We start from the raw sequence: 21273 nt of genomic DNA, 5'->3' as shown, positions 1-21273 counted from the left end.
CTCTCGGGGTGTCGCCTCCCGTTCGAATCTACCTCTCTCCCGGCATGTTCGGCTTCGCGCGGCTCGCGTCGTTCGAGTACTTCGAGCACCTCGTCGTCGCCCTCGAAGATCGCTTCCGCCAGCGCGGCCGCGTCGCCAAGGTCCTGGTCTGCGACGTCCACCCCACGGCCAGCGTCTGCCGCCGCGCGGCCAAGCTCGCGCACATGATCGCCGCCACGGCCGGCGACGACGACGGCCCCATCCACGTGGTCGGCCACTCGACGGGCGGCCTCGACGCGCGCCTCGTCGCCTCTCCGACCGCGCGCCTGCCCGGCGTCGCCCGCAAAGAGCTCGCGTGGCTGCCGCGCCTCTCGTCGATCACGACGATGAACACGCCGCACTACGGCACGCCCCTCGCGGCCTTCTTCGCGACCGTCAGCGGCCAGCGCATGCTCTACGCGATCTCCGCGCTCACCGTGACTGCGCTCAAGCTCGGCGCGCCTCCGCTCGCCGCGACCTCGGCGCTCGTCGCCGCGTTCGGCCGCCTGTCGATCGGCAACTTCGAGCTCGAGATCATCAACCGCGCCGTCGACGCCGTGGCCAAGGTCCTCGACGAAGCGTCGAGCCGCGAGCTGCGCACCTGGCTCGATCTCTTGCGCGGCGACCAGGGCGCGATCGTGCAGCTCATGCCCGAGGCGATGGACCTCTTCCAGGCCGGCGTCGAGGATCGCCCCGGCGTGCGCTACCAGTGTGTCGCGACGTATGCGCCCTCGAACGCGGTGCGCGACTGGATCGCGGCCTTGCGCTCGCCGTGGAGCGCGATGAGCGCGACGATCTTCACGGCGCTCTACAACCTGACGAGCCGCCTCGACGAGCGGTACCCGTGCGCGGCGGCCGACGGTGCGGCCCAGGCGAAGCTCAAGGCGATGCTCGGCGAGGCCCTCCCTCCGACGGCGAACGACGGCGTCGTGCCCTTGACCTCGCAGATCTGGGGCGACCTCGTGTGGGTGGGCAAAGCGGACCACCTCGACATCGTCGGCCACTTCCCGGGCGCGGGCGGCCACACCGACTGGCTCGCGAGTGGCGCGCGGTTCCAGCGCGTGCGATTCGACGTCGTGATGGATCGGATCGTGTCCGGCATGATCGTCGGCGAAGAGCTCCGCGACGCGCGTAGCCCCGCGTCCGAGCGCGCGCCGAAGAGCGCACCGCCGAGCGTGCGCGGGGTGTCGTGACGAGCAAGCGGCGCTCGCTCGAGCTCTTGCAGGAAGCGCTCGTCGCGTGCCGCCGTTGTGATCGCCTCGTCGCGTGGCGGGAAGAGGTCGCCCGCGTCAAACGCCGCGCCTACCGGGACGAGACCTACTGGGGCCGCCCGATCCCTGGCTTTGGCGACCCCGACGCCACGCTGATCCTCATGGGCCTCGCGCCGGCCGCGCACGGCGGCAACCGCACGGGCCGGATGTTCACGGGGGATCGCTCGGGCGACTTCCTCTACGCCGCGCTGCACCGAGCGGGCGTCGCGTCCCAGCCGACGAGCGTACACCGCGGCGACGGCCTCACGCTCACGGGCGCGTTCATCGTGGCCCCGTGCCGCTGCGCGCCGCCCGAGAACAAGCCCACGCCGGCGGAGCTCGCGGCTTGCCGGCCGTGGCTCGAAGCCGAGCTCGCGCTGCTCGACCGGGCGCACACGTACCTCGCGCTCGGGAAGACCGGCTACGACGCGGTCCTCACGCTCGCGAAGAAACACGGAGACGTCTCGGGGGCGCCCGCGTTCGCGCACGGGGCGCGCGGAGAAATCCCGGATCCGCGGGGCGGCGGTGGACGGGCGTGGCTCTTCGGGAGCTACCACGTGAGCCAGCAGAACACGCAGACGGGCCGGCTCACGGCGGCGATGTTTGATGAGGTGCTGGGGGCGGCGCTCGAACGAGCGCGCAGGTAGGTCAGTTCTTCGGCGCGAGGATCTGCGACAGCTCGCCCGACTGCTGCATCTCGGAGAGGATGTCGCTGCCGCCGACGAACTTCCCGTCGATGTACACCTGCGGGATCGTCGGCCAGTTCGAGAACTCCTTGATCCCCTGGCGGATGTCGGGGTCCTTCAGGACGTTCACGTCCACGAACTCGGCCCCGGCCGACTTGAGGATCTGCACGGCGCGCTGCGAGAACCCGCACTGCGGGAAGCTCTTTGTCCCCTTCATGAAGAGGACCACGCGGTTCTGATCGATGATCTCCTGGATCCGTTGACGCACGTCGCTCATGGCGGCGACAACGTAGCGTAAGGGGAGGAGCGGGGCGAGGGTCGGGCGCTTGGCGCCTTCGCGGGCAAGCGACCGAGGTGCCGCCCGTGCTCGAAGGTGCCAGGTTGCTCCTCGACGACGATGCACCGGTTCTTGCTCTACCCCGGCCTGCTCCTTTGCGTCCTCGGCGGGTACGTCATCCTCATGAATGCTGCTTCCGTCGTCGTCAATACGCGCAATCGACGCCGCGGGATCGACCGGTTCATTTCAATGGTGCCCCTCGTGGGACCCCTCCTCGCTTGTGCGGGGCTCTTCCTTGCCTCGGCGCCGCTCTGGGGTTTGGCCGTTCCCTGGGTGCTCGACATTGCGACGTGGTCCTTGCTCGCGGCATTGCCGACGCTCGTCCGTGAAATGCGACAGCATCGGAAGTGAGACGCTGGTCTTCTGGACGAGGAAAAACGCGCTCTTGAATCCGCACGGGCACGACAGCCCACGGGCGCCTTTTCAAGGCTCCTCCAGACTGTGCTCCTTCACGCACAGCACCATCGGCGAAGCGGGACCGTCGTACGAGTCGAATACCCCGGAGGCAGAGATGGACACGCGATCGTCTGGCGTCGCCCAGAATACACCCGTCGGATACTCAGGGAATAACATCTCGTTGATACGACCGTCTTTCGTGAACCACCTGAATTCCCGCACGCTGGGCAACCGCCAGCCCGTCGGACGCTGCGCGCAGGCGGCCTCCGCAAGCTCGAGCGTGGCGTATTTGGCTGGTTTGCCCGTGCGCGGCTCCTTGAGGGGCACTCGCGTCCAGAGCAAGGTGCCAGAGAACCAGGTCGGATCGCGGTCCTCAGCCATTTCGTCAATCGCTGCATGGCTCGAAGCCCCGTCGGCTCCCGCATCCTCGCTCCCTCTCTTCTGCGCGGATTTGCTGTCGAGCGGCTCTCCCTGCGGCGCTGCGTCGGCAAGGAAAGAGCGGCCATCCGGACGGTTGCTGCGAGCCTCCCCTTTCTCGTCCTTGAACTCCTCGACCGCGGCTTTCAGCTTCTCCTCCGGGTCCGACCCCTGCGTACGGGCCGCCATCATGATGAGACAGGTGCTCCCGGCGAGCGCGAAGATCCCGCATCCGGCGAAGAGGCCGACCGGCACGAACCAAAGGGAGGGACCTTTGGGCTTCGGGGGCGGTAGGTAAATGGGTGGCGGCCCGGGATACGTCGGGACATAGGGCGGCGCGCTCGGGCTCACCGGGACATAGGGCGGCGCGCTCGGGCTCACCGGGACGTAGGGCGTCCGGCTTGGGCTCTCCGGGGCGGCACCGGCCCCCGGAGAGCCGATCAGGGGGGGGCGGGGGCCCGCGCCGTATACCCTTCGATGGAGCGCAGCAGAGCCTCCATCCCCCGCTGGAACGCATCGTCGTCGGGGAACAGGTCGACATACTTGGCATGCGCGATGATCGTCGGCGGCGCGACGTCTTCGAGACGGATCGGAAGCACGCGGGTCATCTTCGAACGGAACGGCTTCATCACCGAGCCATCCAATTCGCTCCTGACCCACCCGCTTGCTATCGCGGCGCGGGAAAGGCAAACGAGGACGAAGTCCGTGGTCTCGAGCCCACGCTCGATGGCGCCGGGAATCGACTCCCCCACGAGGATCTCTTGCTCGTCGATCCACGGCTCGTGCCCCGCTTCCCGCAAGGCATCGACAATCCGACGGACCGCTGGCTTGTCCACGTGGGCGTGCGACAGGAAGACTTTTGCCACGGGCGGAGTGTCGCACGGTCGTGGGCTTTGAATCCACCACCTCGTGGACGCTCGCTCACCGTCGCCGCCCCCGACCCCCCGAGGTCGCACAGGGCGGCTCCCGCCGCCGCGCGCCGCTTCCGATTCGCGCCCGCCCCCGGCATCCACCGCTGCTCCTGCGTCTCCAAACGTCCCGACACCCACGCGTCACGGTGACGCGCCCCTGTTCGAACGTTCGAACACCCACGCGTCACGTTCTCCTCCGGGTCTCCGAAGCTTCGAACACCCTCGCGTCACGCTCACCAGCGCCCGCTCGAACGACCGATCCCCCGCGCGTCACCGTCTCCAGCGGCTCTCCAAACGTCCGATCACCGACGCGTCACCGTGACGCGCGGCGGATCGAACGTTCGAACACCCACGCGTCACCGTCTCCCGCGACCCCTCGAACGTCCCAAGACCCTCGCGCGCCAGAAACCTGCTCGGCCACGTCGCCCCTGCGCGCGAACGCGAAGGTGTGCGCAGGGGCCCCCTGAGCCCTGCCTCACGACCACCCAGCCTCCGGCTCGACTTCCGAAAGAATGGGCCGGGCGCAAGGTCACCCTATTCGTCCGAGGCGCGGCAGACCGATTCTCGTGCCAAAGCAAGCCCATCGAGGACGTGAACCCGGAAACAGGCGCAATCGAGCCGGAGCCGCGCACGCAGGGTGAGGCGCCCGCCAAGGCCTGATTTCGACGCGGTTCGCCGCTGTTTCGCCTTGCCGCCCACGCACGCTCGCCTACCATCGCGGCGTGTTCGAATCGGGCCGCTCCCCCCCGCCGCCGGCTTCCACCGCCCTCCGGTCCCTCACGGAGTTCGACGGCTATCGCCTCCTCGAGCGGCTCGGCGAAGGCGCGATGGGCGAGGTTTGGCGCGCCCTCGATCTCACGATCGATCGCCACGTCGCGATCAAAATGATCCGCAGTGCTTATCCGGCGGAGCGCGACCGCGAGCGCTTCCGCCTCGAAGCCCTCGCGCTCGGGCGGATCGAGCATCCGAACGTCGTCGCCGTCTACCGCAGCGGGGAAACGCTCGGGCAGCCTTACATCGTGTACGAGCTCGTCGCCGGGCAGAGCGTCGATACGCTCGTCGGCACGCTCGAGTGGCAGGAGGTCCTCGCGCTCGGCGTCGACGTCGCGCGGGGGCTCGCGGCGGCCCATCACGCCTCCGTCCTGCACCGCGACCTCAAGCCGGCGAATGTCATGCGCACCCGCACGGGCGCCGGCAAGCTCATTGATTTCGGCGTCGCCAAGGTGCCGGCGCGGCCCGCGTTCCTCGAAGAGGCGGGCCCCGAGAGCATCGCGCGCTTCGTGGCGAATGGAGGCCTGCCCGCCGACGTGACGCGGAAAGGCGACATTCTCGGCACGCCCCGCTACCTCGCGCCCGAACTGTGGAAAGGCGCGCCCGCGACCGCCGCGAGCGACATCTATGCGCTCGGCCTCGTCCTGTGGGAGCTGCTCGCCGGCATCCCGCCCTATGGGCCCAAGCGGCCTCTGATGCAGCTCGTCGACGCGATCCTCAAAGAGCCCCTGCCGAGCATCGCCTCGCTCCGGCCCGACATCCCCTTCGAGCTCTCCGCGAGCGTCGACCGCGCGGTGCAAAAGGACCCGGCCAAACGCTTCGCCTCGGCGGACGCCCTCGCCGCCGCGCTCGAAGGCGTGGTCGCGACGATGCGCGCGCTCGGCCTGCTCCCCGAGGCCGCGGCCTCGCCCTCGGAGCGGCAGGCCGAGCTCGTGCGGATGATGTTCAAGCGGGCGGTCTCGCGATCGAGCTTCCCGCAGCGATTCTATGAGCGCTTGTTCGCGCGGCACCCCGAGATGCGCCATTTGTTCCCGCACGATCTCACGGGCCAGGGGCGCAAGCTCGTCACCGCGCTGACCGCGAGCGTCGCCTGCCTGCGTGATCCCCACGGGCTCTACGCGATGCTCGAAGAGCTCGGCGCGCGGCACGTGCTTTACGGCGTCCGCGAGGCGCACGTCGATTCCTTTGGCGAGGCGCTCCGCGCGGAGCTCGATCTCACCGAGGGCGGCCGCATGGACGACGAGCTCGCCGAGGCGTGGGGCCAGGCATGGGAGCAGCTCGCGAGCGCCGTACGCCGCGGGATCCAGCGCGCCTCGCTTCCCGAGGGGGAAGCCAAAGCAGACTCCGGCATCACCCCGCGGACGGCGAGGGACCCGAGCACGATCGGCGCGTTGCTCGGCGCCACGGCGCTCTTTTCGGATCTCGACGCCGACGAGCGCCGCGACCTCGCCGCCCGGATGCGGCCCTTCCACGCCGAGCCCGGCGAGGTCCTCTGCACACAAGGCGCGCCGGCCGACCAGCTTTACCTCGTCGAGGACGGCCTGCTCGCGGTCTCGATCCGGACGCCCGGGGACGATCGTATCTTCGTCGGCGAGAGCGGCCCGGGGGGCGTGCTCGGGGAGCACGCCTTGAACCAGCCCATGCTCCGCGCGGCCACCGTCACCACGGTCCGGCGCGCGTCGGGGTATACGCTGGAGATCGCCGATTTCGAGCACCTCAGGCGTGTGCACAACCCCGCCGCGCTGAAGGTCCTGCGCCGGCTCTCGCTCCACCTTTGCAGCGAGCTGCGCGGCGTCACCCGCGAATTGATGGGGCCGGCGCCTCCCGCCGCAAGCACGTCGGCCTCGGACCTCGGCGAGGGCCACCCCCTCACGCCGCCCATCGCGTCCTCCCTCCGGAGCCTGCCCTTTTTCGAATCGTTCAGCGACGAACGATTGGCCGTCATCGCGGGCGTCCTCGTCGAGCGCGAGGTGCCGCGCGGGCGCATGATCTTTGCCGAAGGCGCGAGCCGGGGCTCGGCCTTCCTCCTCGCGCGTGGCACCGTCGAAATCACCGTCCGCGCAGGCCACCGGCACATGCACCTCGCCGTCCTCGGGCCCGGCAAGACCATGGGCATGGAAGCGCTGCTCGACCACGGCCCGCAGCGGGTCACGTGCACTGCACGGGAGAACGTGGTGCTCCTCGAGCTCGCGCCCGAGCCCCTCGCGCGCCTCTTCGCGTCGAGCCCGGCGATGGCCTTCGAGCTGGTCGAGGCCATCAATCGCGACCTCATCGACGCCCTCCGGCAGACCGACGCCGGCATCGTCCGGCGCGCGGCGCAGGCGCTCGTCGTCGGCACGCACGGCGATCGCGCGATGGGCACGAAGACGCTGATGCGCATGACCCTGGCCAGCACGACGCGGGCCGGCACAGAAGACCTCGTCGAGCAGACCCTGCGCGGATTCGTCGACGGCCTCGGGACGCTGCTCGACATTCCCCACGCCCTGCACGAAGCGGCGAACACGACCCGCCTGCATGCGTCCCCGGACGACGCATCTTCCGACAAGGAGGCGCTCCTCGGAAAAGTGCGCGCCTCGATCCTCGGCGACGACGTGGTCCTTCACGGGCCCTTCGGACCACGGCGCCTGGTCCAGGCGGACGATACGGCCTCGGGCCGCTCCTTGAGCTTCCTCGAAGAATTCCTGCGAAGCGAGGTGATGCCGCTCTCCTCGGGCACCGGCGCGCAGACGTCGCGGTTATGCGAGGAGGCGGGGGACCTCCTCCACGAGAGCGTGGGCGGCGGGAGCGACGACGTCGTCCTTTTTTGCGGCTCGGACGCGACAGCGGCGGTCGAGGAGATGGTCCGGGCGCTCGGGCTCGCGTTATCGCCGGAGCTCGACGAACGATATCACCTGCGCGAGCGGATCCCGGAGAACGAGCGCCCCGTCGTGTTCCTCGGGCCCCACGAGGCCCCTTCGAACGAGCTCCCGTGGCGCGCCTCCATCGCCGACGTCGTGACGATCGACGCGGACGCCGAAGGTCGCATCGATCTCCACGCGCTCGAAGCGGCGCTCGTTCGACACGCGAACCGCCCGCTCAAGATCGGGAGTTTTTCCCTGGCGTCCCAGGTGACGGGCATCGTCGCGGACGACGTCGCCATCACGACCCTCCTGCACCGGCACGGGGCGCTCTCCTTTTGGGATTCCACCACCGCCGGGCCTTCGCTCGACATTCGAATGAACCCCGAGGGCTCCGGCGCCCTCGCGTCGAAGGACGCCGTCTTCCTTTCGCCGCACGAATGCATCGGCGGCCTGGGCACGCCCGGCGTGCTCGTCGCCAAGCGCGCGCTCGTCGCGCGCCGCAAGGAGGCAGGCCCGCCGGCCCTGCTCGACTCCATCCGCGCAGGCCTCGTCTTCCAGCTCAAAGCGGCGATCGGCACAGACACGATCCGCGCCCGCGAGGACGACTTCATCAAGCGCGCCCTCGCGTCGTTCCGAACGAACGAAAAGATCTGGGTGCTCGGCCCTCCAGAGCACGAACGATTGTCCATCGTGTCGCTCGTGATTCGCCACGGCCGTGATCAATTCCTCCACTGGAACTTCGTCGTCGCCCTGCTGAACGATCTCTTCGGCATCCAGGCGCGAGGCGGAGGCCCCTCGGCAGGCCCGTACGGTCACCTCATCCTCGGCATCGACCCCGAGCCCTCCGCGGCCTTCGCCGAAGCGGTGGAAGCCGGCTGCGGCGTGCTCCAGCTCGGCTGGGTCCGCGTCCATTTCAATGCCTTCATGACAGAGACCGTGTTCCTCTACATCGTCGCCGCGATTCACATGATCGCCCACGACGGGTGGAAGCTGCTCCCGATGTACCGGTGTGACGCCGCGACCGGGCGCTGGACGCACGTGGCCGGGCGTCCGCGGCCCGCGCTGCGTTTGAAGGACCTTTCGTACCGCGGGGGCGAGCTCGAATATCGATCGATGCGCACGAGCGAGCCAGAAAGCGCGCTCGCCACCTACCTCGACGAAGCACGGGCCATCCTCGCCAGCGCCGCCGTCGAGGGGCCGCCAGATCCGCAGAACGAGCCCGACATCCCGGAGGCCTTCCAGCACCTGCGCTGGTTCCCGACGCCGCTGGAAGCCTGGCGCGCGCATCGCGCTGGCCGGTGAGCGTGGGTCTCTCGTTTTGAGGCCGCTGCGCTGGGGCTTTGCCCCAGACCCCACCGGGGCTGTCCGCCCCTGGACCCGGACCAGCGCAAGCGCTGGACTCGGGGTCGATGAACTGCGCTCCGCGCAGTTCATCGAACAGCCGCAATCAAGACCGGCGACGCCCCTGCCAACCAAGACAGCAGGGCTGACGGTGCAACCGGCAACGTGCCGCTGCATGCGACGACCTCCATGGTCTTGCCACCGGCCCGTTGGAAGAACTGCGCGGAGCGCAGTTCTTCCATCACCGGTCCAGGCCGTGCCTGGTCCGGGTCGAGGGGCGGACAGCCCCCGCGGGGTCCGGGGCAGCGCCCCGGCGCGGCGGCCCCAACGAACCCCAACAAGAAAGAACACTGGAATGAGCACGAAAAAGACCACGACGAAAAAGACCGCGACGGAGGAGACCCGCATTGTTTTCCCGGATCCTGGGCTGCACATCGCTGTGCTTGGTGCGTTGATGGAGGCCGAGGCTGTGAGTTCGGAGCGGGTCGAGGCCAAGCTCGAAGGGATTGAGGGCGACGACGATATGGTTCGGCTCCGGGCGGCCATGGCTCGGCTGCATTCGATCAAGCTTGATCGCAAGAAGGTTGCGCGGCTCGATCGGCTCGATTTCGATGGCGGGAACGAGATCTACATGATGATGGAAAGCGGCGCTGGCGTCTATACCGGCGGCGAGGACGACACCTATTCGCTCCGCTCGCTTGTAGGCATCGGCGCGCTCGAGGCCCTCGAGACGCTTGACCTCGACGGCCATGGCTTTTTCGACGACCTCCGTGATCTCCGCCCCCTCGAAGGATTGGCCAAGCTCACGCATCTCACCTTGACCGGCGATTGGACGCACGCGGCGAGCCTGGAAATGCTCCCCAAACTCGAGCATCTCGAGGTGAACCTCGGCTCGGTCGACGACCCCGCGGTCCTCGATCGCCTCGCGGCGCGTGGGGTTGAAGTCTTGCGCTGAACGCCTGCTCGCCCCAAAAGGGCGAGATGGCAGCGCAACCGCGTTTGTGGCGGAAGTTTGGCGTGCTCTTCGGCATGGGCGTCGTGGGCAACCTCAGCTTGCTGCCCATTGCGATTCCACAGATACGGCAGATCGTGGAGCATACGGACGCGGCCTTGCCGTCGCTGCCCGTGCTCGTGATTGCGTCGCAGATTCAGCCCCTTCTCCTCCTGGGCTTGGCCGTCGCGGCGGGCGTCCGCCTCGCGCCCTCGTTGCACCTGCGATCTCACATCGCTGCATGGGCCGGGGGCGAGCCGCAACCTGAGCCGCGGTTCCGAAGCCAACTGCGGATCGCGGTTGGCCTGGGGATCCTTGCCGCGCTCGTGGTCCTGGCCCTCGACCATTTCCTGCGCCCCACCCTGGCCGAAACCGGTGGGAAGGACCTCCGCATTCTCCAGAAACAACCCGCGTGGGCCACGATCGCGGCCGTCCTTTATGGCGGCATGAACGAAGAGCTCCTGACGCGCTGGGGCCTCGCGACGTTCCTCGCCTGGGCCATCGGAAAGATCCGCAAAGCGCCGGGAAGCCCTACCAGGGGCGTGATGTGGACGGCCGTCGTGCTCGCCGCCCTCGTGTTCGCGGCGGGCCACCTGCCCGCCGTGATCGCGATGGGCATCCCGCTTTCGGGCCCCATGATCGCCCGCACCCTCGTCTTGAATGCATTCGCGGGCGTCATCTTCGGTTGGCTCTATTTCCGCCGAAGCCTGGAATCGGCGATGCTCGCGCACGGGACGGTCCACATCACCTGGGCCGTCCTCTCGCACCTCGTCTGAGATCCTGCGTGATCCGTCGTCGGACGAATCCCGACTGACGACAAGGCCTGGTCACGCGTGCAACCACCCACGTCCGCCGTCGCTGATGAAGTGCGGTGTTTCCGCGATCTTCCTCGTGGCGAGGGGCTGGCGCGCCTCGTGCATTCCGGCTGCACGACGTTCGTCCGTGGACACGGCCCGGGGAAACTGCCCTGGAGCCGAGCTTCCGCCAAGGAGACTTTACATGCCGTCCTTTTCCAAGAGCGCAATCGTCTTGCTCCTCGCGAGCCCCCTCGTCGCATCCGTGATTGCCGTGGGTTGTAGTGATGAGCCCCAGGTCCAAACCAGTGGCTCTGGCGCGAGCGGCTCCGGCGCGAGCGGCGGCATCGGCGGCGCGGGCGGCATCGGCGGAAGCACGGGTGGCGCGGGCGGCATCGGCGGCAGCACGGGCGGCGCGGGCGGCACGGGCAACATCCCGGACGCGGGCCCGGATGGCTGGGTGGGCCCGGACGGTGGGTTCGTCATGGCCGCGTGCGTGAACCAGGTCTACCAGTGTGGCGACACGATCGACAACGACGGCGACGGCCTCATCGACTGGCAGGATCCGGAATGCCTCGGCCCCTGCGACAACAGCGAGACCGGCCTCGGCGTCAGCATCCCCGGCGGCGCCGGCGCGGCGTGCATCACGGACTGCTTCTGGGACTCGAACTCCGGAACGGGCAATGACGAGTGCTACTGGAACCACCAGTGCGACCCGCTCTCCACGGCACCCGACTATTACCCGGAGTGGTGGAACGGCAACAAGTGCACCTATAACGCGAATGCGAACACGCCTGGCACGAACCTGAGCTGCGACGAGTTGCTCAACAACCAGCCGGAGACCTGCAAGCAGGTCTGTCCGGAGCTCACGCCGAACGGCTGCGATTGCTTCGGCTGCTGCGTCATCTACAAGGACGGACAAAAGCACGGCCCGGTTTGGCTCGGCACCGAGAACGGCCTGGGCAGCTTCTCCTGCGATCTCGAGCACCTCGACGATCCGAAGAGCTGCGCCCCGTGCACGCAGGTGAAGGGCGCCTGCTACAACGAATGCGGCACGTGCGAGCTCTGCATCGGCAAGGACACCCTGCCGCCCGAGTGCTTCCCGCCGCCCCCGGACGCGGGCGTCGACGGCGGCGGCGGCATGGGCGGCACGGACGCCGGCACCCCGCCGCCCGAGCAGTGCCCCGACGGCCTACAGCCCTGCGGCCTGCCCGGCCAGGACCCCTGCGGCGCCGGCTTCTACTGCATCACGGGCTGCTGCATCGAGCAGCCCAAGTGAAACACGCTCCACGCTCGGGGGCTACGCTCGGACAAGCCGAGCGACGCCCCCAAACCCCCGGGGCCTGGCCCCAAGCACGGTTCTGCGACGAACGGTGGCCCCAAACCCCCTCCCCTCACAGCACGAATCCGGTGTAAGTAGCGGACGCCTGGGCCCGTCTTACAGCCCAAGCATCGGTGAGCCGTAGCGTCGGCCCCGAGCGTCTTCCGAGGTGCGGCGACGCCGCCGCGCTCCCGAACCACGGCAGCATAGATTTCCAGCATAGATTTCCAAGGAGCCAACCCATGCGCCTCTCGATGATCGTCCCCGTGGCCCTGCTGGGCCTCTTCGCCGTCGGCTGCGGCGGCAGCGACACCCCGGACCCGAACGACCCGTCGCAGCAGAACCAGTACGCGAACGGGCAGCAGCCGGGCGCGTACAACCCGAACCAGTACCAGCAGCCCGCCCCCACCGCGGTGACGCCCACCCCGGCCCCCACCACGGTGACGCCCGCCCCGACGACGGGCGCCTCGGGCGGCAGCCCGGCCACGCCGATCGCCCCCGCCGCCGCCCAGGTCGCCACGCTCGCGCTCCAGGGCCTCGCCGCCTCCGAGGCGCCCGGCATGCAGGCCGACGGCGCGCCCTTCGCCGCGCAGTTCCAGGAGGGCCAGGTCCTCGAGCAGGCGATCAACATCGAGGCCGGCAAGTGCTACTCGGTCATCGCCTCCGGCGTCGGCGTCCAGCAGCTCGACGTGCAGCTCGTCCTGCACGCCGCCCCCCTGCCGCCCCAGGTCCTCGCCCAGAGCAACGGCCAGGGCGCCACGGCCATCCTCGGCGGCAAGGCCAACGGTTGCTTCAAGAACCCGCTGCCCATCGGCGGCCCCGGCAAGGTCATCGTGAAGGCCACGCGTGGCGCCGGCCTCGCCGCCGCCCAGATCTACAAGAAGTAACGATCCGCCAAGGTCGGATCCCCCCGCCCCCGCCGCCGATCGTCCCGGCGGCCCTCCACGTTCTCCCTTTCCCCCGCGATTTTCCGCAAACACGAGGTGTTACCGCCTCGTCCGCGTGCACGACTTGCCCGAGCTGGTCGTGATCGCCCGCGGCCCGAAGTTCGCTAGCGCACCCAGCAACTTCGGTCGCGGCGACGATGCATCAATCTTTCCCCACTGCGCTGGTCGATGGAGACGCCCGCCCTGGGCGCGAGGGCGGCCGCGGGCGACCCGCGTTCGAGCACGAGGCGACCTTCCATGTCGAAGGCCTCTCGTGCCGGAGCTGCGCCCGCCGCGCGGAGCAAGCCTTGCGCACCCTGCCCGGCGTCCGCGCGGGGTCCGTCGGGTTCTTCGGCGAGATCGCCCAGGCCATCTACGACGTGCGGGTCACGAGCGAGCGCGAGATCGCCTCCGCCATGGCCCAGCGCGGCTTCACGTTCACGGCCGCCGTGGGCGCACCGCCGAGCGAACGAGCGCGGCTCGACGCGGGACGGTTCGGCCTCGTCGTCGCGCTCCTCGGCAACCTCGTCGCCCTCGCCTCGTGGCGGCCCGCGCGCACCCCCGAGCGGGAGATCGCCTGGGTCGAGCTCGGCTTCACGCTGTTGCTCTTCGCCGTGGCCGGCCCGCCCCTCCTCCACCGCGCCCGCGCCCTCGCGCGCCGCGGCGTCCTCGGCACCGAGGTCGTGACGCTTTCCTGCGCCACGCTCGCGCTCGCCCTGGGCGTCGTCGCGATGGTGTTCGATCCGAGCCGCGCCGGAACCATCCTGGAGAAGCTCACGCGGCTCGGGCTTTCGCTCGACGGCCTCTCGCTCGCCGCGTTCGAGGCCTCCGGCGCGATCCTCGGCTGCTCGATCCTCGGGCTCTACGCGCACACGGCCTTGCTCACGCGCGCCTACCGGAGCGTCACGCGCGCCGCGCTGGCCCGCGAGGCCCGCGTGCGCCGCGTGGGCGGCAGCGGCGTCGACGAGCGCGTCGCGTGCGCCATGCTCGCGCCCGGCGACCGCGTGCGCCTCGGCGAAGGCGACATCACGCCCGTGGACATCGTCCTCGAGAGCGCGGCGCGCGTGTCCCTGCCGGATGGCCGCGCCGTGGATCGGGCCGGCGGGCAGATCGTCGAGACCGGCGCGCGGCTGCTCTCCGGCGAGGTCACAGGGCGCGTGGCGCGGGCGCCCTGCTCCGAGCTCGCCGCCGCGGCCGACGCCGAGGTGCATCGCGCCGCCCTGCGGATCGAGCGGGACGCGCGGCAGCACACGGGAAAGTCGTTCGCGCACGTCGCGTCGCTCGCCCTGTCGGTCGCGTCCGTCTCGTTCGCCGGCTTCGCGTTCGTCGTGCACGCGCTGCTCGGCCGTGGCCCGTTCCATCCGGACGGGTATCTCACCGCGATCGCCGTGCTCATCGGCGCCTCGCCCGCGGCCTTCGTGATCGCGCTCCCGGCCGCGCGGACCATCGCCGTCCTGCGGGCGCGCGCGGCGGGCGTGGTCGTCAAGGATCCGGCGGCCCTCGAAGCGCTCGCCACGGCCACCGTCGCCTGCTTCGACAAGACGGGCACGGTGACCCTCGGCACGCCGCGGGTCACGCGCCTTTCGTGGCGCGAGTTCCCGGACATCTCGATCCTCGAGGACGTGGCCGCGCTCGAAGCGAGCGCGACGCACCGCGCGGGCCGCGCCATCGCGCATCACCTCGCCGTGGCCGGCGTGCGTCCCGGCGCGCTCGACGAGGCGGCCGACGTGCGCCCCGACGGCGTGGTGGGCCGGTCGCGCGGCGCGCTCGTGGAGGTCTCGGCCGCGCGCCCGGGAGATCCTCTGCCTCCGGACGCGCGAGAGGGCGCGAGCCTCGTCTGCGTCCGTCGCAACGGCACCGTCGAGGCCTGGTTCGAGCTCTGGGATCCGCCGCGGCTCGGCTCGGAGAAGGCGTTCCGTGCGCTCTTCCAGCGGGGGCTCGGCTGCCGGCTCCTGAGCGGCGACGGCCCGGACGCGACGCTCGCGCTCGCGCATCGGCTCGGCGTGCCGGCGCGCGGCGGCCTCGGCCCGGCGGAAAAAGCCCTGCACGTCCGTGACCTTCAGCAAGCCGGCGCGCGTGTCCTCCACATCAGCGACGGCCAGGAGGACCGCGCGAACAGGGGCCCGGCGGACGTCTCGCTCGCCGTCGCGCCCGGCGCGTTGCCCGTGGCCGTGCCGGCGCCCCTCGTGCTCTGCGACGACCGCCTGGAGACCATCGCTTGGCTCGTCGACCTCGCCCGCGCCTTGCGGGCCACGGTCAGGCAAAGCCTCCTCGTCTCCGTCGTCTACAATGCGGCCGTCATTCCGCTCTGCGCGGCGGGCTTTTTGAGCCCGCTCGTGGCGGCGGGGCTCGCCCTCGGCGAAGCGCTGCTCCTCTGCGGGAACGCGGCGCGCCTCCTGGTTTCGCCCGGGCTACCTGGCAAGGCCGCCGCGCCTCCGGGTTTGCCCGCTGCGGGCGCTCTCGCGCACGTCCGGACAGACCGGGTGCCCCTTCCGCCCTGAAAAACCTCCCCGCACGTGCGCGAGAGAGGTCGCCGCCGGCCTGGTTCCAGGGTAAACTCGCCCTCGATGCGCTTTCCTTATCGACGTTCATGGTTTGTCCTCCTCGCCACGGCGGGGCCGCCGCTCCTCGGCTGCGCCCCGAGTGACGACATGACCGTGGAGACGCCCTGGTCGCCGCCCGTGGAGACGGCCCCCAAGACGCAGCTCATCTTCACGAACGAGGGGCCGCTTTCGCTCGGCATGCGGGAGCAGGCCACGATCACGGTGCGCACGGACCCGCCCTCGTCGGACGAGGTCTGGTTCGTCCTGCTCGGCGATTCACTCGACGCGACGCTCGATCGCGTGGCCGCGCCGATGGATGCAGAGGGCGCGGCGACCGTGACGATGCGCGCGCCGAACAAGGCGACGGCGTACCGCCTGCGCGCATGGATCAAGGACGGCCCCGCGGCCGAGCTGCCGGTGACGGTGAACGGCGACGGCTTCGCGACGCTGCAGGTCCTGCCCCAGTACAAGGGCAAACGTGAGGTCACGACGTGGACGGTCAGCGTCCTGCCGCGCTCGACGTGTGAGGCGGTCGCGCCGCTCCTGCCGGAGGACGCCCCGGCCGACATCGTCAAGAGCGCGCCGGTCGACGCGCCGCTGCTCGTGGAGAAGGCGCCCGTCGGCCCGACGCTCGCGGTCTCGGTGCGCGCCGGCCATTACGCCTGGGGCTGCGCCACCGCGAGTGGCCTCATCGCCGGGACGACGCACACGCTCAAGGTCAACATCATCGACAAACCCGTCGTCGTCGGCAAGACCGACCTCGACGTCACGCTCGACTTCGTGCCCGCGCAGGCGCCGTTCCTCTCGATGATGACCGCCGCGGGCAAGAGCTTGCTCGACAGGTTCGCGCCGAAGGACGTCGAGATGGCGGCGGTGCTGCTCGACGAGATGGCCGCGCGCGTGCCCGCGCCCGATGCAGCGCTCTTCGCCGAGGCCCGCGCGGCAAGCGGCTGGGATACGATCACGAAGGATCACCTCGCCGCGCAGCCGATGTCGCTGCGCAACGCGATCGAAGGCTTCCTGCAGAAGGGCACGGCCGCGCCGCCGACCCAGCTCGCCGGGCGTTTGACCGCGCTCACGGCCGTCCCCGGGTTCGGCATGTTCTCGCCGAGCCGCTTTGGGGTCGTCCCGGCCGACGAGGCCGGCATGCCGGGCGCGCACCTCGTGAAGATCGCGTCCGAGCCGGGGGACAACGTCTCCACGAGCGGCGAGATCTTCTGGCTGCCCACGCGGTACGTGGGCGGCGCGTGCAAGAGCGTCGCGCTCGAAGGCGCGCCCGAAGGCACGACGATGGGCGACGCGCTCGCGACGATCGCGGGCTGCACGGCGCTCGGCGAGGCCCTCGTCAGCTTCGGCACCTGCGACGCCGCTTGCCTCGCCAGCCTCTGCCAGGAGGCGCTCACCACGCGGTGGGACGCCGCCCAGGATGGTTCTGCCATCGAGGGAAAAATCGGCCTGATCCAGATCTTCGCGGCAGCCGGCGCGACGGTGGACGACATCGCGGTCCCTGTCTCGCTGCAAGGCTCGTGGCTCGGCAGCGTGACCGACGGCGTGATCGTCGCGCCGGTCGAAAAAGCGCCGATCACGGGCGTGCTCCCCGGGCTCGGCGAGACGATGCCCGCCGAGCCGCCGCCGGAGCCGACGCCCGACCCCGAACCGCCCTCGCCCTGAGAGGGTGAATGACGGGCGTCGCGAGCGGCGCGCGGCTTCGGTATTCTCCCGACCCCATGACATCCGCTCGCCTACGGGGCTTTTCTTCCACACGCACACGCGCGGCTTTCGTCCTCGCGCTGCTCGGCGCGATCGGCGCCGTCGCCGCGCCGAGCTGCACCACCGAAACCACGCCGGGGACGAGCTCCGGCGGCACGGAGCCGACGCTCCGGCCCGGTGATTTCTGCTCTGCGCCGTCGCCCGACGTCGTCAAGCTGCGCTTCGAGCCGAGCCGCGTGTTCCTCGCGAAATGCGCGGACGGGAGCGCGACGTGCGCGTCGCGATCGGTCCGCCTCGTCGCCGAGCCCGACTTCTGCACGAAGACCCCCATCCGCTTCGAGACCTCGAGCGCGGACATCACGCCCGCGCCGAAGGGCGACACGCTCGACCTGTACAAGGCCGGGTTCGACGTCGCGGTCGTCGCCGGCAAGACCTCTGGCAGCGCCTCGGTAAAGGCCTTCCTGCCCCGCGGCGACGGCACCGACGCGGAGGCCACGCTCGAAGTCGAGGTCCTCGACACGGCGGGCACCGCGGATCTCACCTGCGCGGCCGGAGACGGCGCGGCGGGCGTTGTCGAGGGCGGCAAGACGATCACCGCGAAGGGCAGCCTCGCCGCGGCGAGCCTCGGCCTGCCCGAGCGCGCGAGCGATCCGAACAAGGGCAGCTTCCTCTGGAGCGTCCCCAAGTTCGACGCGACGATCGGCTGCGGCGACGCGAAGCCCCCGTCGGGCTACGACCCGCTCGGCCCCGCGGTCACGTTCGGCCCCATCGCCTCGAAGTTCCAGCGGGACGTGCCGATGACGATCCCGATCAACCCCGCGCGCATGCCGGAGAAGGCGCGCCTGCGGCACCTCGCCGTCTCGTATTCGGGCCCGGCCTTCAAGGAGCCGCGTGTCGTCCCGGTCGCGGATGCTCGCATCGTGAAGATGGGCGACGGCTGGGCGCTTTCGTTCAAGGCGCCGCGGCTCGGCACCTACCAGGCCGTCGTGGAGAAGGACGCGGGCACGGACGCCTTCCCGCGCAGGCTCACGCACCGCGCGATCCTCGGCGTCTCGATGGGCGGCGGCGGCACGGCCATGTTCGGCATGCGTCACCATCACCTCTTCGACGCCCTCGCGCCGCTCGGCGGACCGGTCGACTGGACGTGGATGCTCGACGCGGTCAAGCGCCACTACGTCGGCGGATTCCGGCCGATCCAGAAGGGCACGGTCCTCGGCGACATCAACCTCGATCCCACGCTCTGCCAGACGAACGCCGAGTGTGCGCAGGACGAGACGTGCATCGGCGTGATCGACGGATCGCCCGGCAAGTGCGCGTGGATGCTGCCGCCGCGCGACCCGTACGAGCACACGCAGGTCTTCAACCAGTGGTGGTTCGAGTACCCGCGGGAGGGCACGGGCGGCAGCTTCAGCCGCGAGGCGTACGTGCAGATCTTCCGCGATCTCGCCGCGATGTTCGGCAACCCGAACGGCGAGAACCTCACGCCCGGCGCGGAGAACCTGCCCGCGGGCGTTCGTCCGGACGACGCGAGCCAGACCGGTGGTCGGCCGACGGACGAGTGTGCGATGTGGGTCGATCCGCTCGACGGGCCGGACAAGGACAAACAGGAAGAGCTCGCGCAGAAATGCCCAGTGGAGCGCTGCGCGAACACGCTCACGCTCACGAACTACTTCGACGACGAGTTCAACCCCGACGGCACCTTCCCGGTGATCACGGTCTGCGACGGCTCGCCGCAGAAGGAGGAGCGCACGCCCTACGCGAACTGGTGGACCCCCGAGGGCAACACCTACCCGCTCGAGCTCGCGCTCGCGGTCGACTACAACGGCAACGGCAAGCGCGACGAGCTCGAGCCGATCATCCGCGCCGGCCACGAGCCCTGGGACGACGTCGGCAAGGACGGGATCCCGAGCAACATGGAGCCCGGCTACATGCCCGGCGTGAACGAGGATCCGGCCGGCGACGACTACGACGCGCAGTACAACCCGGGCGGCACCGAGCGCAACATGCGCTTCGACGACGGCGAGCCGTGGAAGGACGTGGGCCTCGACGGCGTGGCCGGCACAAAGCAGCAGCCGCCCGGCGGATGGCAAAAAGCGGGCGACGGCTACGACGTGGGCGAGGGCGACGGGAAGTTCACGGTCGCGAGCGGGCTCGACCGGTTCTGGGAGCGCGACGCGCACTCGATCGTGCATCGCATCACGCGCGAGGCGCCGCCCGGTGGCGAGCTCGACGACGCGGCGCTGCGTCGCATCGACGTGTGGACCGACGGCGGCACGCGCGACCTCTTCAACTTCGCGGTGAGCGCGCAGCACCTCACGGGCGCGTTCGGCGCGCGCAAGCGGAACGTCACGTACTTCTCGGACTTCACGCAGCAGCCCGAGCTCGTGCCAGGCAACTTGAACGGCTACGCGCCTTCGCGCGTGCCCTACGAGGATCTGCCCGGCATCGTGCTCCAGCGGTACGGCAAGCTCGATCCGACGGCCGACGACATCGAGAACGGCAGCGGCCAGCACGTGGGCACGGCGAACGAGCTCGTCGCCCGCTTGCAGGGCGCGCTCTACTTCATCAGCTCGCGCTGGCCCGATCAGGACCTGCGCACGCTCGTGCTGGAGAGCAACGACGACGCGGATCCGGAGGCCGAAGCGTGCGAGGTCCAGGGCGCCTGCTCGTTCGAGTTCAAATCGACGCTCGGCCGCGTCGGCCCGGTCAGCGTCGCGCTGCCGCCCGGCTACGCACACAAGACGCAGAAGGAGCGGCGCTACCCGGTCGTCTACGCGCTCCACGGCTACGGCCAGGAGCCGAAGGATCTCGTCGCGGCGGCGACCTTGATCAAGACGTTCATGAACGCGCCGACGGACAGCGTGGAGAGCCGCTTGCCGAAGATGATCCTCGTCTTCGTCGACGGCCGCTGCCGCGTCGGGCCGGACGGCAAGGCCGAGTGCATCCGCGGCACATTCTTCGGCGAGAGCCCGCTCCAGAGCGGCGCGAAGCTCGAGTCGTGGTGGCTCGAGCTCATGAACCACATCGACGCGAACTACCGGACGATGGGCGAGTCCGAGTCGATGTGGACCGAGTGAATTGACATCCGGCGCTCCGCATCCCAAATGCGGAGCGCTTGTCCCCCGACGATCCCCGTCTCCAGCCGTTCTCGCTCACGCCGATCGGGATCCTGCGCACGCCCTTCCCCGATCGCGTGAGCACGCCACGCCAGCCGCACGCCTCGGAAGGCGCCGAGGGCCGCATCGAGCTCGCGGCCGGCCTCGGACTCGAACACGCGGTGAGTGACCTCGAAGGCTGGGAGTACCTCTGGGTCATCTTCTGCTTCCACCTCAACGCGGGGGTCCGGGGGCAGAGTTCGGCTCCGACGAGCGGAGCCCCCGGCACGTACCACTGGAGGCCCAAGGTGTTGCCCCCGCGCAGCGCCGGCAAACGCCGCGGCGTGCTCGCCACGCGATCGCCGCATCGGCCGAACCCCATCGGCCTCTCGCTCGTGCGGCTCGTCTCGGTCGAGGGGCTCGTGATCCACGTGCGCGACGTCGACATGATCGACGAGAGCCCGGTGCTCGACATCAAGCCCTACATCCCCTACGCGGAGGCGCGCCCCGGCGCGCGCACGGGCTGGCTCGAATCGCTCGCCGGGGAGAACGAGAGCGCGGGCGAGGCCCCCGCGGATCCGGAGCCGGGTTTTTCCGTCACGTGGAGCCCGCACGCCGCGGCGCAGGCCGCATACCTGAAGGACGAACACGGGGTCGACCTCGTCACGCCCGTCACGCGCACGCTGCGCCTCGGCCCGCAGCCGCACCCCTACCGCCGCATCCGCGCGTTGCCCGACGGGACCTTGCGCCTCGCGCACAAGGACTTCCGCGTCAGCTTCCGGGTCGAGCGGCGCGACGTGACGGTCCTGTCGATCGGGACCGGTTACCGCGAGCGGGATCTCGCGCTCTCCGACGATCCGGCGGTCGCCATCCACCGCGCCTTCAACGCCCGCTTTCCTCCGGGCGGGGAACCGGCGGCGTGCTAA

15 protein-coding genes are annotated in these 21273 nt (G+C 70.2%); 12 read left to right on the top strand and 3 right to left on the bottom strand.

From position 1 onward, the window contains the following. Nucleotides 1–8 precede the first annotated feature (8 nt). Nucleotides 9–1211, top strand: coding sequence for an esterase/lipase family protein (locus tag POL67_RS20515; protein WP_271919541.1), 1203 nt, complete (start codon nucleotides 9–11; stop codon nucleotides 1209–1211). Next, on the top strand, nucleotides 1208–1915 hold the full coding sequence (locus tag POL67_RS20510; protein ID WP_271919539.1) for a uracil-DNA glycosylase: 708 nt from the start codon (nucleotides 1208–1210) through the stop codon (nucleotides 1913–1915). Before POL67_RS20515 ends, POL67_RS20510 begins: the two co-directional genes overlap by 4 nt. 1 nt (nucleotide 1916) lies before the next feature. On the opposite strand, the gene grxD is transcribed toward POL67_RS20510, so the two are convergent. Then, a complete protein-coding gene (gene grxD, locus POL67_RS20505) occupies nucleotides 1917–2231 on the bottom strand; it encodes a Grx4 family monothiol glutaredoxin (protein WP_271919536.1) in 315 nt (104 codons plus the stop codon). A 120-nt stretch (nucleotides 2232–2351) separates the two neighbouring features. Between grxD and POL67_RS20500 the strand changes: the two genes are divergently transcribed. Next, entirely contained in the window at nucleotides 2352–2642 is a 291-nt protein-coding gene (locus POL67_RS20500) for a hypothetical protein (protein ID WP_271919534.1), read from the top strand. Nucleotides 2643–2714: 72 nt separating this feature from the next. Here POL67_RS20500 and POL67_RS20495 read toward each other — a convergent pair whose 3' ends face one another. Both POL67_RS20495 and POL67_RS20490 read right to left on the bottom strand, forming a co-directional pair. Further along, a complete protein-coding gene (locus POL67_RS20495) occupies nucleotides 2715–3359 on the bottom strand; it encodes an Lcl C-terminal domain-containing protein (RefSeq protein ID WP_271919532.1) in 645 nt (214 codons plus the stop codon). A 185-nt stretch (nucleotides 3360–3544) separates the two neighbouring features. After that, nucleotides 3545–3970: a toll/interleukin-1 receptor domain-containing protein gene (locus POL67_RS20490; RefSeq protein WP_271919530.1), complete on the bottom strand. Its 426-nt coding sequence runs from the start codon at nucleotides 3968–3970 to the stop codon at nucleotides 3545–3547. Nucleotides 3971–4737: 767 nt separating this feature from the next. On the opposite strand from POL67_RS20490, the gene POL67_RS20485 reads away from it, so the two are divergent. The 9 genes from POL67_RS20485 to tsaA all read left to right on the top strand — a co-directional run bounded on the left by POL67_RS20485 (nucleotide 4738) and on the right by tsaA (nucleotide 21273). Beyond that, nucleotides 4738–8928 (top strand): protein kinase domain-containing protein, encoded by a 4191-nt coding sequence (locus tag POL67_RS20485; RefSeq protein WP_271919528.1) that lies wholly within the window; start codon nucleotides 4738–4740, stop codon nucleotides 8926–8928. A 394-nt stretch (nucleotides 8929–9322) separates the two neighbouring features. After that, nucleotides 9323–9922: a DUF6892 domain-containing protein gene (locus POL67_RS20480; RefSeq protein WP_271919526.1), complete on the top strand. Its 600-nt coding sequence runs from the start codon at nucleotides 9323–9325 to the stop codon at nucleotides 9920–9922. A 26-nt stretch (nucleotides 9923–9948) separates the two neighbouring features. Beyond that, nucleotides 9949–10734: a CPBP family intramembrane glutamic endopeptidase gene (locus POL67_RS20475; protein ID WP_271919524.1), complete on the top strand. Its 786-nt coding sequence runs from the start codon at nucleotides 9949–9951 to the stop codon at nucleotides 10732–10734. 223 nt (nucleotides 10735–10957) lie between these two features. After that, complete coding sequence (locus POL67_RS20470; RefSeq protein WP_271919522.1) at nucleotides 10958–12031, top strand: hypothetical protein; 1074 nt, start codon at nucleotides 10958–10960, stop codon at nucleotides 12029–12031. Between the two features lie 284 nt (nucleotides 12032–12315). Then, nucleotides 12316–12960, top strand: a complete 645-nt coding sequence (locus POL67_RS20465; RefSeq protein WP_271919521.1) for a hypothetical protein — start codon at nucleotides 12316–12318, stop codon at nucleotides 12958–12960. A gap of 197 nt (nucleotides 12961–13157) precedes the next feature. After that, nucleotides 13158–15500, top strand: coding sequence for an HAD family hydrolase (locus POL67_RS20460; protein WP_271919519.1), 2343 nt, complete (start codon nucleotides 13158–13160; stop codon nucleotides 15498–15500). A gap of 66 nt (nucleotides 15501–15566) precedes the next feature. Beyond that, on the top strand, nucleotides 15567–17213 hold the full coding sequence (locus POL67_RS20455) for a hypothetical protein (RefSeq protein ID WP_271919517.1): 1647 nt from the start codon (nucleotides 15567–15569) through the stop codon (nucleotides 17211–17213). Nucleotides 17214–17269: 56 nt separating this feature from the next. Further along, nucleotides 17270–20329 (top strand): alpha/beta hydrolase, encoded by a 3060-nt coding sequence (locus POL67_RS20450; protein ID WP_271919514.1) that lies wholly within the window; start codon nucleotides 17270–17272, stop codon nucleotides 20327–20329. Between the two features lie 38 nt (nucleotides 20330–20367). Next, nucleotides 20368–21273: a tRNA (N6-threonylcarbamoyladenosine(37)-N6)-methyltransferase TrmO gene (gene tsaA, locus POL67_RS20445; RefSeq protein ID WP_271919512.1), complete on the top strand. Its 906-nt coding sequence runs from the start codon at nucleotides 20368–20370 to the stop codon at nucleotides 21271–21273.

This window comes from Polyangium mundeleinium, assembly GCF_028369105.1.
GTDB lineage: Bacteria > Myxococcota_A > Polyangia > Polyangiales > Polyangiaceae > Polyangium > Polyangium mundeleinium.
Note: the sequence above shows the minus strand (reverse complement) of the source record. Positions and strands in the feature narration are given on the sequence as shown.